The sequence below is a fragment of the Caldimonas sp. KR1-144 genome, from assembly GCF_049446155.1.
GTDB lineage: Bacteria > Pseudomonadota > Gammaproteobacteria > Burkholderiales > Burkholderiaceae_C > Rivibacter.
Map to the genome: position 1 here is coordinate 318,352 of NZ_JBMSEE010000001.1, position 14,371 is coordinate 332,722.

The 14,371-nt window shown below is 69.6% G+C and carries 11 protein-coding genes; 2 read left to right on the top strand and 9 right to left on the bottom strand.

The genetic code is table 11. The annotated features are described in order from the left end of the window. Positions 1 to 5 precede the first annotated feature (5 nt). From ACO2TI_RS01660 to ACO2TI_RS01700, 9 genes are all read right to left on the bottom strand, one after another. A complete protein-coding gene (locus tag ACO2TI_RS01660) occupies positions 6 to 656 on the bottom strand; it encodes a phosphoribosylanthranilate isomerase (RefSeq protein ID WP_423281683.1) in 651 nt (216 codons plus the stop codon). After that, positions 653 to 1,447 (bottom strand): tRNA pseudouridine(38-40) synthase TruA, encoded by a 795-nt coding sequence (gene truA, locus ACO2TI_RS01665; RefSeq protein WP_423281684.1) that lies wholly within the window; start codon positions 1,445 to 1,447, stop codon positions 653 to 655. Before truA ends, ACO2TI_RS01660 begins: the two co-directional genes overlap by 4 nt. A 48-nt stretch (positions 1,448 to 1,495) precedes the next feature. After that, positions 1,496 to 3,952, bottom strand: coding sequence for a FimV/HubP family polar landmark protein (locus tag ACO2TI_RS01670; RefSeq protein WP_423281685.1), 2,457 nt, complete (start codon positions 3,950 to 3,952; stop codon positions 1,496 to 1,498). 306 nt (positions 3,953 to 4,258) lie between these two features. Next, positions 4,259 to 5,386, bottom strand: coding sequence for an aspartate-semialdehyde dehydrogenase (gene asd / locus ACO2TI_RS01675; RefSeq protein ID WP_423281687.1), 1,128 nt, complete (start codon positions 5,384 to 5,386; stop codon positions 4,259 to 4,261). A 104-nt stretch (positions 5,387 to 5,490) separates the two neighbouring features. Next, positions 5,491 to 6,594, bottom strand: a complete 1,104-nt coding sequence (gene leuB, locus ACO2TI_RS01680; protein WP_423281688.1) for a 3-isopropylmalate dehydrogenase — start codon at positions 6,592 to 6,594, stop codon at positions 5,491 to 5,493. Positions 6,595 to 6,625: 31 nt separating this feature from the next. After that, positions 6,626 to 6,910, bottom strand: a complete 285-nt coding sequence (locus tag ACO2TI_RS01685; RefSeq protein ID WP_423281689.1) for a hypothetical protein — start codon at positions 6,908 to 6,910, stop codon at positions 6,626 to 6,628. 2 nt (positions 6,911 to 6,912) lie between these two features. Beyond that, positions 6,913 to 7,560, bottom strand: coding sequence for a 3-isopropylmalate dehydratase small subunit (gene leuD, locus ACO2TI_RS01690; protein WP_423281690.1), 648 nt, complete (start codon positions 7,558 to 7,560; stop codon positions 6,913 to 6,915). 10 nt (positions 7,561 to 7,570) lie between these two features. Next, positions 7,571 to 9,001, bottom strand: coding sequence for a 3-isopropylmalate dehydratase large subunit (leuC, locus tag ACO2TI_RS01695; protein WP_423281692.1), 1,431 nt, complete (start codon positions 8,999 to 9,001; stop codon positions 7,571 to 7,573). After that, positions 8,998 to 9,972 carry a LysR substrate-binding domain-containing protein gene (locus tag ACO2TI_RS01700; RefSeq protein ID WP_423281693.1) on the bottom strand — a complete coding sequence of 325 codons (975 nt, stop codon included), beginning with the start codon at positions 9,970 to 9,972 and terminating at the stop codon, positions 8,998 to 9,000. Before ACO2TI_RS01700 ends, leuC begins: the two co-directional genes overlap by 4 nt. Positions 9,973 to 10,461: 489 nt before the next feature. Here ACO2TI_RS01700 and ACO2TI_RS01705 point away from each other — a divergent pair, with 489 nt between their 5' ends. Beyond that, a complete protein-coding gene (locus ACO2TI_RS01705; RefSeq protein WP_423281694.1) occupies positions 10,462 to 12,759 on the top strand; it encodes a type I secretion system permease/ATPase in 2,298 nt (765 codons plus the stop codon). Beyond that, positions 12,756 to 14,198: an HlyD family type I secretion periplasmic adaptor subunit gene (locus tag ACO2TI_RS01710; protein WP_423281695.1), complete on the top strand. Its 1,443-nt coding sequence runs from the start codon at positions 12,756 to 12,758 to the stop codon at positions 14,196 to 14,198. Before ACO2TI_RS01705 ends, ACO2TI_RS01710 begins: the two co-directional genes overlap by 4 nt. Positions 14,199 to 14,371 lie beyond the last annotated feature (173 nt).

A 14,371-nucleotide genomic window follows, 5' to 3' on the forward strand; every position in this document is an offset into this window, starting at 1 on the left:
GAGGTCTAGCGCGGCGGTGGCGTCGCGAGCCGGGCATCGGCCTCGCGCACCGCATCGCAGAACCGGCGGATCGCATCGGCGTCCTTGACGCCCTTGGCGATCTCCACGCCGGAACTCACGTCAACGGCCCATGGCCGCAGCGCGAGCACCCCCTCGGTCACGTTTGCAGGATTCAACCCACCAGACAAAACGACCGGACGGGGCACGTTTGGTGGAATGAGTGACCAATCGAAGACCTTTCCGCCGCCGCCATAGCCCTCGACGTGGGCGTCGAGCAGCAGCGCCTGTGCGCTGGGGTAGCGAGCCGCGAAGTTTAGCAAGTCGAACCCTGGGGCCATGCGCGCGGCGCGCAGATAGGGTCGCCGGGCTGCATCGCAGTCTTGGGGCGTCTCGTCGCCGTGGAACTGCAGCAGCAGCGTCGGGATCGCGCGGCAGGCCTGCGCGATCTCGCCGGCCGTCGCGTTCACGAACAGCCCCACCGGCGTGACGAAGGGCGGCAGCCGGCGCGCGAGCTCCGCGGCGCGCGCGAGCGTCACCGCGCGCGGGCTGGCCGCATAGAACACGAAACCGACCGCGTCGGCGCCGGCCGCGACAGCGGCATCGACGTCCTGCTCGCGGGTCAGGCCGCAGATCTTGATCCGGGTACGTTGGCTCATGCGCCGGTGAAGGGCAACCAGTCGAAGGCGGCCGTGCGCTGCGGCAGGCCGAGCGCCGCATCGTAGTACGGGCCGAGGAAGTACAGGCCGTCGGGGGCGAAGGTCGGCGCCGCGGCATCGCGCGAGCGCGCGGCCAGCACCTCGGCCATCCACGAGGGCGGCCGACTGCCCTGCCCGACGGCCACCAGGCAACCCATCAGGTTGCGGATCATGTGGTGCAAGAAGGCGCTGCCGTCGAAGTCGAAGCGCCAGTAGGCGCCGTGCCGCGCGATGCCGATTGCGCGCAGTTCCTTGACCGGCGACGCGGCCTGGCATTCGCTGGAGCGAAACGAGCTGAAGTCGTGGGTGCCGATCAGCACGGTCGCCGCGGCGCGCATCGCGTCGCCGTCGAGGGGCCGGAACACCCAGCCGACGAGGCCCGCGTCGATCGATGTTCGCTCGGGCGACTCACGCAGCACGTAGCTGTAGCGCCGGCCGCGCGCGTGATTGCGGGCGTGGAAGTCGTCGGCCACGGGCATTGCCCACTGCACCGCGATGTCGGGCGGAAGGTAGCGGTTGGTGCCGCGCACCCATGAGAACGGCTCGCGCTCGACGCCGACGTCGATGTGGACGACCTGGTTGAGCGCGTGCACGCCGGTGTCGGTGCGACCAGCGCACATGGTCGCAACCGGCGCGGCGACGAAGGCCGTCAGCGCGCGCTCGAGGTGGTCTTGGATCGTGCGGCCGTTCGGCTGGCTCTGCCAGCCGAGGTAGCCGGTGCCGCGATAGGCGATCCCGAGGGCCACGCGCATCGTGGCCTCCCGGGACCCGGCGTCTGGCGCTGCATCGACGGCCCGGCGTCAGCCGAGCTCGTCGAGCATGCCTTGCGCCTTGGACTTGAGGGCGCCGCCGGCCTTGGCGACCACCTCCTGCAGGAGGTCGCGCGCACCGTCGACGTCGCCGATCTGGCGGAACTCGTCGGCCAGTTCGAGCTTGCGCGCCAGCGCCTCGTCATCGACGCCCGGCGACGCGATGTCGAGGTTGCCGAGATCGGGCAGATCGCTGACCGAGCCGCCGAGATCGGCCGCCGGTGCCGGCGTGTCGAGCGACAGCGGCGGCAGGTCGAAGTCGAGCGAAGGCTCGGGCTGCGCGGTAGGCGCCGGCACGACGGGCTGGGTGCGCTGCATCGGCGGCACCGACGGCGCCTCGTCGAGCGCGGCAGGCACCGAGATGTCGAGGTCGAGGTCGACGGCCGGGTCTTCCTGGTAGGCCGAGCGCTGCGCGTCGAACTTGGACGGCGTGGGCAGCACCGACTGCGGCATCGTGCTCGCGCCCAGCGGCTCGACGATGCCGCCGCCGTCGACCACCGCGGTGGCCGGACGGCCACCCGGCTGGTACAGCGGGTTCTCGGCGTCGATCGACTGGCCCAGCTCCTGCGCCTTGCGCCACTCTTCGCCATCGCCGCCGGTCAGCGCGAACATCTGGCCGGCCAGTTGCTCGAAGCCGCGCGTGTCGCGCCGCTTGGCATACACCTCGAGGAGCTTGGAGCGGATCGCCATGCGCTCGGGGTTGGCGCGCATCGCCTCCTTGAGGATCTCCTCGGCCTGCAGGTCGCGCCCGTAGGCGAGATAGACGTCGGCTTCGGCCACCGGATCGACATCGCCGATCGCGTCGAGCTGGCTCAGCGAGTAGCTCATCGACGAGGGCACGCCCGTTGCGTCGCGCGTGTCGACGCGCTGGCCGCCGCTGGCGCCGAAGAACGAGTCGGGTTGCAGGCGGCTTTCGAGGAACGAGGTCTCGCCGGCGTCGCTCTTGCCCTGCTTGCGCAGGCGGTAGAAGCCGAACGCCGCAAGCAGCGCCACCAACAGGCCGGCGGCGGGCAGCACCAGCGGGTTCTCGAGCAGCCCGTCGAGGATGCCGGGCTCGGGAGCGGTTGCAGGCTCTGGGGTCTTGGCCACGGCCGGCGCGGGGGCCGGCTTGGAGGCCTCCGGAGCCGGCGCCGCGGCGGCGGCAGGTGCACTGGCCTCGGCCGCCGGCGCGGGCGGCGTCACCGCAGGCGATGCGGCCGGTGCCGGGGGCGTTGCAGCGACCGGCGCAGGCGCCGGTGCAGCGGTCGGCGCAGCCGCGGGCGCCGGCGCTTGCGCAGGAGGCGTCGCCGGTGCCGGCACCGGCGCGGCGCCGAGCGGCACGCCCGGCTTTGCGGCACCGGCGGCCGGCGCGCTGCCCGCCGTCGCGCTTTGCAGCTTCTTCAGGTCTTCGACGTTCTTCGAGAGCTCGGCGACGCGCGTCGCGGCGTCCTTCTGCTCCTTGGCCGCCGCGGCCTGCGCCTCGGTGCCTGCCTTGCCAGGCGCCACGGCGCCCTTGCTCAGGGTGAGCTTGTCGCCGGTAGCCGCGGCCTGCGGCTTCTTGTCCTGCACCTCGGCCTGCACCTGGCCCTTGGCCTGACGCGTGGCGGCAGGCGCCGCGGCGGTCGCGCCGCTGGCGAGCTTTTCGCGGTAGGCGCCGAAGTCCGAACTCTGCGCGCGGATCACCTGGCGCGCCTCGCTCTGCGAAATGGCCTTGGCCTCGTCGGCGCCCGGGACCTTCAGAACCGAACCGGCCTTGAGCCGGTTCATGTTGTTGTCGAGGAAGGCGTCGGGGTTGGCGCGGTACAGCGACACGAGCATCTGCTCGAGCGTCACGCCGCCGCGTGCAGTGCGGCCAGCGATGCCCGACAGCGTATCGCCGCGGCGCACCTCGACTTCCGTGACGTCGGAGCGCGCCGTCGTGGCGGTCGGCGCTGCGGGCGCCGCGGCGCGCGGCGACGGGGCCGGCGCCGCCGGTGCCACCCGCGGCTGTTGCGGCGCGGCGCTCGGCGCGGGCGCCAAGGGCGCCGCCGGCGTTGGCGCCGGCACCGGGGCCGGCGAGATCGCCACCGGCGCGGCCGGTGCGGGCTGGACGCTGCGTGCGACCGGCGGGTCGAACAGCATCGTGTACTCGCGCACCAGGCGGCCCGACGACCAGGTGATCTCGAGGATCAGGTCGACAAAGGGCTCCTGAACGACGCGATCGCTCGCGACGCGCAGGAAGGTGCGGCCGTCGGGACGGCGTTGCAGGCTGACCGTGGTGCCGGTCAGCACGGCGTTGTAGTCGACGCCGGTGCTGCGATAGGTATCGGGCGAGGCGATGCGCACGCGCAGGCTCGCGGCCTCTTCGGGCGTGATGCTGCTGACATCGATCTCGGCGCGCAGGGCTTCGCCGAGCGCCGACTGCACGGCCACGCGGCCCAGGCCCAGCGCCGCCGCGTCGAACGGCAGCGTCGCCGCGGTGACCAGCATCGCCGCTGCGGCGACACGATTCCAAACCCAGGCCGCCGGCCGCCGGCCGGCTGAATTACGTCGTTGATTCAAGGCGTCTCCCGCTGCGAAATAGAGCGTCGCACGACGCCCTCTTGCGCCCGTCCCTGTCTTCGGGCGCCCCTTCGGAAGCCATGCCCGAAGAAAGCGAAATCACAATAACATCAGGCCATTACGGTGACAAGCTGAAGCAATGGCTGACGTTCTTGCGGAACGTGCAGCCGCCACGAAGCGAGCGACTGCACGTTGCGGGGTGGCAACGCGCAAGCGCCGCCGCCCGATCAACGATCACTGCTCGAGCAGGATTCGCAGCATGCGGCGCAGCGGCTCGGCGGCGCCCCACAGCAGCTGGTCGCCGATCGTGAAGGCGCCGAGGTACTCGGGCCCCATCGCCATCTTGCGCAGGCGGCCGACCGGAATGGTCAGCGTACCGGTCACGGCCACCGGCGTGAGGTCGCGCATCGACGCCTCGCGCGTGTTCGGCACCACCTTCACCCAGGCGTTGTCGGCGGCAATCATGGCCTCGATGTCCGCCAGCGGCACGTCCTTCTTGAGCTTGAAGGTCAGCGCCTGGCTGTGGCAGCGCATCGCGCCGACGCGCACGCAGAAACCGTCGACCGGTACCGCGGGCGCGGCGAAGCCTTCACCCTGGCCGAGGATCTTGTTGGTCTCGGCCATGCCCTTCCACTCTTCCCTGGACATGCCGTTGCCGAGATCCTTGTCGATCCACGGGATCAACGAGCCGCCCAGCGGCACGCCGAAGTTGGCGGTCTCGGCTTCGCTCAGCGCGCGCTGCTTGGCGATGATCTTGCGGTCGATCTCGAGGATCGCGCTCTTGGGGTCGTCGAGCAGGGACTTGACCTCGGCGTTGAGCGTGCCGAACTGCGTCAGCAGCTCGCGCATGTGCTGCGCGCCGCCGCCCGAGGCGGCCTGGTAGGTCTGGGTGCTCATCCACTCGACGAGGCCGGCCTTGTACAGCGCGCCCACGCCCATCAGCATGCAGCTGACGGTGCAGTTGCCACCGATCCAGTTGCGCCCGCCCTTAGCCAGCGCGTCCTTGATCACCGGCATGTTGACCGGGTCGAGGATGATGACCGCATCGTCCTTCATGCGCAGCGCGGACGCCGCGTCGATCCAGTGGCCGTTCCAGCCGGCGGCGCGCAGCTTGGGGAACACCTCGTTGGTGTAGTCGCTGCCTTGGCAGGTGATGACGATGTCGCAGCGCTTGAGCGCGTCGATGTCGTGCGCGTCCTGCAGCGTGGTCTCGTTCTTCGCCTGCGCCGGGGCCTTGCCGCCGGCATTGCTGGTCGAGAAGAAGAGCGGCTCGATGAGGTCGAAATCGCCTTCGGCCTGCATGCGGTCCATCAGCACGGAGCCGACCATGCCGCGCCAGCCCACCAGTCCTACGAGTGCCATATCCGTTCGCCTTTACTTGAAGTCAACTCGATCCCGAACCCCGCTTTCGGTCCCCCGGCTCGTTCGCCGGGGTCCAGGAGGTGGGCGAGACGAACCGGAGCTACCTAGCTCTTCTTGGTCTTGATGGTGATGGTCTTGCCGGTGATCGCTTCGACCACGGCATCGCCCATCGCGCGGGTGCCCACCTTCGTGGCCCCCTCGGACCAGATGTCCGGCGTGCGCAGGCCCGCGGCCAGCACCGCGCCCACCGCGGACTCGATGCGGTCGGCGGCGTCGGGGCGTTGGAGGGAGTAGCGAAGCATCATGGCGGCGGACAGGATTGTAGCCAGCGGGTTGGCCACGCCCTGCCCCGCGATGTCCGGCGCACTGCCGTGGCTGGGCTCGTACAGCCCCTGGTTGCGCGCATTGAGCGACGCGCTGGGCAGCATGCCGATCGAGCCGGTCAGCATCGCCGCCTCGTCCGAGAGGATGTCGCCGAACATGTTGCCGGTGACGACCACGTCGAAGCGCTTGGGCGCCTTGACGAGCTGCATCGCCGCGTTGTCGACGTACATGTGGTCGAGCTCGACGTCCGGGTATTGCGCGTGCACCTCGGTGACCACGTCCTTCCAGAACTGGAAGGTCTCCAGCACGTTGGCCTTGTCGACGCTGGTCACGCGCTTGCTGCGCTGGCGCGCGGCCTGGAAGGCCACGTGCGCAATGCGCTCGATCTCCGGCTTGCTGTAGCGCATCGTGTCGAAGGCTTCTTCACTGCCGGGAAAGTGGCCGTCGACCGCGGTGCGGCGCCCGCGAGGCTGGCCGAAATAGATGTCGCCGGTCAGCTCGCGGATGATCAGGATGTCCAGCCCCGCCACCAGTTCGGGCTTCAGGCTCGACGCATGCGTGAGCTCCTTGTAGCAGACGGCCGGGCGGAAGTTCGCGAACAGGCCCAGCTCCTTGCGCAGACCGAGGATGGCCTGCTCGGGGCGCAGCGCGCGTTCGAGCTTGTCGTACTTCCAGTCGCCCACGGCACCGAACAGCACCGCGTCGGCGTTCTTGGCCAGCGCCAGCGTCGAAGGCGGCAGCGGATGGCCGCTCGCCTCGTAGGCCGCGCCGCCGACCGGCGCTTCTTCCATCTCGAGCGGCAGCTCGAGCGCGCGCAGGACCTTGACCGCCTCGGCGACGATCTCGGGGCCGATGCCGTCACCCGGCAGGACTGCAATCTTCATCGTGTTCATTCCATTGCTTGCGGCGGCGGGCTCAGCGGCCCGTCCACCATTCGACGATCAGCTTCTCGCAGACCTTGACGCCGGCATAGAACAGCGTCGCGGCGAGCGCCTGCGCGATGAGCTCGATCAGCTGCTGCGCGGCGCCGTCGTCCAGGGCCATCACACCGTGCTCGCGGATCAGCGCGAGGTTGGCGTTGAGCTGGTGATAGAGGTTGACCGACAGCGCGCCCAATCCCAGCAGGCACACCGTCATCAGCGCCAGCGTGGCCAGCGGCTTGCGCCGCAGCCAATGGTTGAGCCGCTGGCGCCAAGGCATGGTCAGACGATGCGGTGCGCGAGCCAGGGCTGGCGCGCCAGGCGCTCGGCCTCGAAGGTGCGGATCTCATCGGCATGGCGCAGCGTGAGGCCGATGTCGTCCCAGCCGTTGAGCAGGCACTGCTTGCGAAACGGCTCGACCTCGAAGGCCAGCTCGGTGCCGTCGGCCTTGACCACCACCTGGCGCTCCAGATCCACCGTGAGGCGATAGCCCGGGAACGCAGCCACCTCGTCGAACAGCCGCGCGACCTGCGCTTCGGGCAGCACGATCGGCAGCAGGCCGTTCTTGAAGCAGTTGTTGAAGAAGATGTCGGCGTAGCTCGGCGCGATCAGCGCGCGAAAGCCGAACTGCTCGATCGCCCACGGCGCGTGCTCGCGGCTCGAGCCGCAGCCGAAGTTCTGCCGCGCCAGCAGGATCGACGCGCCTTGATAGCGCGGCTGGTTCAGCACGAAATCGGGATTGGGTTTGCGCGTGGCCGGGTCTTGCCCCGGCTCGCCGTGGTCGAGGTAGCGCCATTCGTCGAACAGGTTGGGGCCGAAGCCCGAACGCTTGATCGACTTCAGGAACTGCTTCGGGATGATCGCGTCGGTGTCGACGTTGTCGCGGTCGATCGGGGCGACCAGGCCCTGGTGGACTCGAAAAGCTTGCATCGCTGGTTCCTCACATCACGCGGCGCACGTCGACGAAATGCCCGCTCATCGCGGCGGCGGCGGCCATCGCCGGGCTGACGAGGTGGGTGCGCCCACCCGCGCCCTGGCGGCCTTCGAAGTTGCGGTTGCTGGTGGAGGCGCAGCGCTCGCCGGGTTCGAGCCGGTCGGCGTTCATCGCCAGGCACATCGAGCAGCCGGGCTCGCGCCATTCGAAACCGGCCGACTTGAAGACGGCGTCCAGCCCTTCGCGCTCGGCCTGCTCCTTCACGAGGCCGGAGCCTGGCACCACCAGCGCCAGCTTCACGTTCGACGCAATGCGCCCGCCCACGCGGCGCACCACGGCCGCGGCCTCGCGCAGGTCTTCGATGCGGCTGTTGGTGCACGAGCCGATGAAGACCTTGTCGATGCGGATGTCGGCCATGGCCTTGTTGGGCTCGAGCGCCATGTAGGCCAGCGCGCGCTCGATCGCGCCGCGGCGCACGGCGTCCTTTTCCTTGTCGGGATCGGGCACGCGGTCCTCGATCGAGACCACCATCTCGGGCGAGGTGCCCCAGGTGACCTGCGGTCGGATCTGCGACGCATCCAGCTCGACCACGCGGTCGAAGTGCGCGCCCGGGTCGGATTGCAGCGTGCGCCAGTAGGCCACCGCCTGCTCCCACTCGACGCCGCGCGGGCTGAACGGGCGGCCCTTCACGTACTCGATCGTCGTGTCGTCGACCGCCACCAGGCCGGCGCGCGCACCGGCCTCAATGGCCATGTTGCACACCGTCATGCGCCCTTCCATGCTGAGCGCGCGGATCGCCGAGCCGGCGAACTCGATCGTGTAGCCGGTGCCGCCCGCCGTGCCGATCTTGCCGATGATGGCCAGCACGATGTCCTTGGCGCTGCAGCCCCTGGGCAGCACGCCTTCCACCTTGACGAGCATGTTCTTCGCCTTGCGCGCCAGGAGCGTCTGCGTGGCGAGCACGTGCTCGACCTCGCTGGTGCCGATGCCGTGCGCGAGCGCGCCGAAGGCGCCATGCGTGGACGTGTGGCTGTCGCCGCAGACCACGGTCATGCCGGGCAGCGTGGCGCCCTGCTCCGGGCCGATCACGTGCACGATGCCCTGGCGCTTGTCGCTCATCTTGAACTGCGTGATGCCGACGCGGTCGCAGTTGGCGTCGAGCGTGTCGACCTGCAGCTTCGAGACCGGATCGGCGATGCCGAGACGGCGGTCGGTGGTGGGCACGTTGTGGTCGCTGACCGCCAGGTTGGCCGACAGGCGCCAGACCTTGCGGCCCGCCAGGTCCAGGCCCTCGAAGGCCTGCGGGCTGGTGACCTCGTGCACCAGGTGGCGGTCGATGTAGAGCGTGGAGGTGCCGTCGTCCTCGGTGCGGACGACGTGCTCGTCCCAGATCTTGTCGTAGAGCGTGCGGGCGGCGTTCATCGTGCGGGCGTTCATGGCTGGCGGCGGTCGGTGCGACCGTCGTGGTGACGGTTGGACTTGCGGGAACGTGCGGTGTGGATTGTCTCGCTTTCGCGCGGGGCGACGCCGGGACACAGCGCATCAACGAAGCGCTGCACCACGCTGGGCAGCACCTCCTGCGTGCGCACGGCGAGCAGGTAGTCGCGCCGCGCCCAGGGCTCGTCGAGCGCCAGCACGCGAATCGCGAAGACCTGCGCAAAGCGCTCGGCCACGGCCGACGGCAGGATCGCGACGCCGAGGCCGGCGCCGACCAGCTGCGCGATCGCGTCGAAGCCGCGCACCTGCAGTCGCGCATTGAGCGTTCGCCCGCGCCCTTGCGCCTCTTCGCGCATCAGCTCGTGCACCGCGGCGCCGACGTGCAGCCCGACGATGTCGTCGTCGAGCAGCGCCTCGAAGCGCACGCGCTTGCCTCTGGCCAGCCGGTGCCCCTTGGGCACGATGGCCGCAAGCGTGCCCTCGCGATAGCGCCAGGTCGTGAGGCGATCGTCGAGCAGCGGCGCGACAAACACGCCGACGTCGGCGCGACCCTCGGCCACGGCGGCCTGAACCTCGGCGCTGGTCAGGTCTTCGAGGCTGATGCGGATCTGCGGATGGGCGCGCGAGAACGCGGCCAGGTCGGGCGGCAGGCACTCGGCGATCGCGCCCGCGTTGGCGGCGATGCGCAGGTGGCCCTTGATGCCGCGCGCGAACTCGACCACCTCGCTTTCGAGCGCGTGCAGCGACGAGTTGAGCGAGCGGATGTGGCGCACCAGCGCACGGCCGGCCTCGGTGAGCTCGACGCCGCGCGCGCGGCGCTCGAACAGCGCCACGCCGAGGCGCGCTTCCAGGTCCGAGACGCGCTTGCTCGCCGCCGCCAGGGCCAAATGCTCGCGCTGCGCGCCGCGCGAGATGCTGCGCGACTCGGCGATGGCGAGCACGAGGTTGAGGGTGACGAGGTCGAAGCGCATGGGGAAGATGGCCGCTGACCCTCACCCCAGCCCTCTCCCGCACGCGGGAGAGCGAGCAATTCCCTCGCTCCTGCACGCAGGGGAGGTGAGCAACTCCCTCGCCCCCGCAGGGGGAGAGGGTTGGGGTGAGGGGGCTACGGCCTCGAGCGACGTGATGCAAGACGCCTCCCCGACCCCGGCCGCTCACACCGGTAGGCGTGGAAGCCGGACGGCCGATCCGCCCCGGTAAGGCCGGATCTCGAGCGTCTTGCAGGGCAAGCGTAGCTTTCGCGGAGAAGCTTGTGTTTCCGAAATTCTGAAGCAAGGTTTCGCGCTCAGCGAAACCGCGGCAACTCACATGGCGTTTCAAGCCGACTTGATCGCTGCCGATGCCGTTCAGGCGCGGCCCTGTCACTTCTGACAGGTCCTCCTCAATTTGAGGATCGCTTTCCCGCATCGTCCGGCTAGCCTGCGCGGCCACAACACGAAGGCCTCCAGGGAGAACGGCGAGTGACGACGTCTGCAGCGGCGCACCTGAATCAACCGACCACCGAAGTTCCAACCACCAACACCCCTCGCACCACGCCGCCCGCGGCCATCGACACCTCGCTGGCCGCCCTGTGCGCCATGGCCCGGCTGCATCACATCGCGGCCGATCCCGCTCAGATCGCCCACCAGCTCGGCAAGGGCCCGAGCGACGCCTGCAGCGTCGATGACCTGCTGCTCGCCGCGCGCCAGCTCGGGCTGAAGGCCAAGCGCGTCAAAACCGGCCTCGAGCGGCTCGGCCAAACCCCGCTGCCCGCGCTCGCGCTGATGCGCGACGGCCGCACCGTGCTGCTGGCCCAGGCCGACGGCCAGCGGGTGCTGCGGCAGGCCTTTGGTACGCCCGGCAGCCGGCCGACGATCGAGCCGCTCGAGGTGTTCAACGGCGAGTGGAGCGGCGAGCTGATCCTCGTGACCAGCCGCGCCAGCCTGGCCGGCGAGCTGGCCAAGTTCGACTTCAGCTGGTTCATCCCCAGCCTCGTGCGGCATCGCAAGCTGCTCGGCGAGGTGTTCGTCGTTTCGCTGTTCCTGCAGCTGTTCGCCCTGGTCTCGCCGCTGCTCTTTCAGGTGGTGATGGACAAGGTGCTGGTGCACCGCGGCCTCTCCACGCTCGACGTGCTGGTGTTCGGCCTCGTGGTCGTGGTGGTGTTCGAGAGCGTGCTCACCGCGCTGCGCGCCTACGTCTTCAGCCACACCACCAGCCGCATCGACGTGGAGCTGGGCTCGCGCCTCTTTCGCCACCTGGTTGCCCTGCCCCTGGCCTACTTCCAGGCCCGCCGCGTCGGCGACTCGGTCGCACGCGTGCGCGAGCTGGAGACCATTCGCAGCTTCCTCACGGGCAACGCCTTGACGCTGGTGATGGACCTGCTTTTCTCGGTGGTCTTCGTCGCGATCATGCTGCTGTACAGCGTGCAGCTGACGCTGATCGTGCTGGTGAGCCTGCCGCTCTATGTGGGCCTGAGCCTGCTGGTGGTGCCGGTGCTGCGCGCGCGCCTGAACGAGAAGTTCGCCCGCGGCGCCGAGAACCAGGCGATGCTGGTGGAAACCGTCACCGGCATCCAGACCGTGAAGGCCGGCGCGCTGGAGCCGGCCATGGCCCGGCGCTGGGACGAGCAGCTCGCGGCCTACGTCTCGGCCAGCTTTCGCACACAGACGCTGGCCGGCTTTGCCAACGAAGGCGTCAACCTGATCGGCAAACTGGTCAACGCCGCGACGCTGTGGTTCGGCGCGCGGCTGGTGATGGAGCAGGAACTCACCGTCGGCATGTTCGTCGCGTTCAACATGTTCGCCGGCCGAGTGGCGCAGCCCATCATGCGCATGGCGCAGATGTGGACCGACTTCCAGCAGACCGGTCTCTCGATGCGCCGGCTGGGCGACATCCTCGACACCCGCACCGAGACGCCGCCCAAGGCCGCCGCGACGCTGCCGCCGCTGAAGGGCCAGATCGCGCTCGACAACGTGACCTTCCGTTACCGGCCCGAGGCCGCGCCGGTGCTCCAAGGCGTGAGCCTGGTGGTGCGCCCGGGCGAGGTGATCGGCATCGTCGGCCGCTCGGGCTCCGGCAAGAGCACGCTGACCAAGCTGGTGCAGCGGCTCTACGTGCCCGAGGCCGGGCGCGTGCTGGTGGACGGCGTGGACATCGGCCTCGTCGACGCCGCCCAGCTGCGCCGCCAGATCGGCGTGGTGCTGCAGGAAAACTGGCTGTTCAACCGCAGCGTGCGCCAGAACATCGCGATCACCGACCCGGCCGCCCCGATCGAGCAGGTGATGCGCGCCGCGCAGCTGGCCGGCGCGCACGAGTTCATCGGCGAGCTGCCCGAGGGCTACGACACCGTGGTCGGCGAACAGGGATCGACGCTCTCCGGCGGGCAGCGCCAGCGCATAGCCATCGCCCGCGCGCTCTTCAGCGACCCGCGCATCCTGATCTTCGACGAGGCGACCAGCGCGCTGGACTACGAGAGCGAGGCCATCCTCGCGCGCAACATGGCCGCCATCTGCCGCGGGCGCACGGTGATCGTCATCGCGCACCGGCTGAGCGCGGTGCGGCGCGCGAACCGGATCGTGGCGATGGACAAGGGCCGCATCGTCGAGATGGGCACGCACGAGGCGCTGCTGGAGCGGCGCGGCTTGTATGCGCATTTGTGGAGCATGCAGACCGGCGATGCCACCGCTCATGCGACGCCCGGTGCGGTGGCCACCTCCGTTCGGGCTGAGGTATCGATGCCCCCCGCCGAACCACACCAGGTTGCAGGAGACCAGCCATGACGACAACGGCGCCGTCGAGCTCGGCACCCCATTCGCCCTGGCTCGCCCTCCTCCACCGCTACCGCGCCATCCTCGCCGCCGCCTGGGCCGCCCGCCACGAACTCGCCGGCCCCAGGCACCTGGCCGACGAAGCCGCCTTCCTGCCGGCCGCCCTCAGCCTGCAAGCCACGCCGGTCCACCCTGCGCCACGCCGCGCGGCCTGGACGATCATGGCCTTGTTCGTGATCGCCCTGCTCTGGGCCTGCTTCGGCAAGGTCGACATCGTGGCCGTGGCGCAGGGCCGCATCATCGTCAGCGACCGCAGCAAGGTGATCCAGCCGCTGGAGACCGCCGTGGTGCGGGCGATCCACGTGAAGGACGGCGACCACGTCCAGGAAGGCCAGCTGCTGGTGGAGCTGGACGCCACGGCGCCTGAAGCAGACGCGCACCGCGTGGCCCAGGAACGCGCCGCGGCCGTCTCTGAGGTGCTGCGGTCGCAAGCCTTATTGGAAGCCTTGGGCGGCGGCCGCCTGCCACGCTGGCCGGGCCACGCGGACCTGCCCCGCGCCGACGACGCGCTGGCGCAATCCCAACTGCGCGCCGAATGGGCCGACATCACCGCTCGCCTCGCGAAGCTCGACGCCGAGGCGCACCGCCGCCGCACCGAGATCAGCACCGTGGAGCAACAGATCGCCAAGCTGCAGGCCACGCTGCCGATCGTGCGCCAGCGCGCGGCCGACTTCGAGGCACTGACGGCGCAAGGCTTTGTCTCCAGCCACGCCGGGCAGGACCGAACGCGCGAGCGCATCGAGCTGGAGCGCGATCTGGAAACCCAGCTGGCACGCCGCGCCGAAGCGCAAGCCGCGCTTGCAGAGAGCGAACAGACGCGCGGTGCCTATCGGGCCGAAACCGAGCGCACGCTGCGCGAGCGCCTGGCGCAAGCCGAATTGCGTCGCCAGCAGCTCGGGTCGGAGGCCGAGAAGGCGGCGCTTCGCAGCCGACTCACCCGGCTCTCGGCGCCGGTGAGTGGCACCGTGCAGCAATTGGCCGTGCACACGGCGGGCGGCGTCGCGACGGAGGCACAGGCACTGATGGTGATCGTGCCGGACCACGCCGAAGTGACGGCGGAGGTGATCGTCGAGAACAAGGACGTGGGCTTTGTGCGCGCGGAGCAGGAGGTGACGGTGAAGCTGGAGACGTTTCCGTTCACGCGCTATGGGACGGTGCCAGCGACAGTGCGATCGATGGCGGCTGATGCGGTGGCGGATGAGAAGCGGGGGGCGATCTTTCCGGCAACGTTGGTGCTGACGCAGACAGCAATTGATGTCGACGGCAAACAGGTCCGGTTGGCGCCTGGCATGAACGTGACAGCGGAGATCAGGACAGGAGGGAGAACTGTGATCGAGTATCTGACTGGGCCGCTGCTGCTACGAGCCAACGAAGGACTTCGCGAACGATAGATGTCGCCGGAAACCAGATTGCCGAAGCAGACCCGAAGACCACTCAACCAAGCACAAACGCAAATGAACAGCAACGGTAATTCGCACGACGCCAACAGATATACAGAGCAGGGCCTGATTGCAGGCTTCCTACTTGGGGTACTTATTGTCAGCATCGACACATCCGACTTCTC

Coding starts and splice junctions, on each gene's coding strand:
- leuD (WP_423281690.1), bottom strand. CDS start 7,560: ATGCAAGCTTTTCGAGTCCACCAGGGCCTGGTCGCCCCGATCGACCGC.
- leuC (WP_423281692.1), bottom strand. CDS start 9,001: ATGAACGCCCGCACGATGAACGCCGCCCGCACGCTCTACGACAAGATC.
- ACO2TI_RS01685 (WP_423281689.1), bottom strand. CDS start 6,910: ATGCCTTGGCGCCAGCGGCTCAACCATTGGCTGCGGCGCAAGCCGCTG.
- ACO2TI_RS01670 (WP_423281685.1), bottom strand. CDS start 3,952: ATGCTGGTCACCGCGGCGACGCTGCCGTTCGACGCGGCGGCGCTGGGC.
- leuB (WP_423281688.1), bottom strand. CDS start 6,594: ATGAAGATTGCAGTCCTGCCGGGTGACGGCATCGGCCCCGAGATCGTC.
- truA (WP_423281684.1), bottom strand. CDS start 1,447: ATGCGCGTGGCCCTCGGGATCGCCTATCGCGGCACCGGCTACCTCGGC.
- ACO2TI_RS01700 (WP_423281693.1), bottom strand. CDS start 9,972: ATGCGCTTCGACCTCGTCACCCTCAACCTCGTGCTCGCCATCGCCGAG.
- ACO2TI_RS01710 (WP_423281695.1), top strand. CDS start 12,756: ATGACGACAACGGCGCCGTCGAGCTCGGCACCCCATTCGCCCTGGCTC.
- ACO2TI_RS01660 (WP_423281683.1), bottom strand. CDS start 656: ATGAGCCAACGTACCCGGATCAAGATCTGCGGCCTGACCCGCGAGCAG.
- asd (WP_423281687.1), bottom strand. CDS start 5,386: ATGGCACTCGTAGGACTGGTGGGCTGGCGCGGCATGGTCGGCTCCGTG.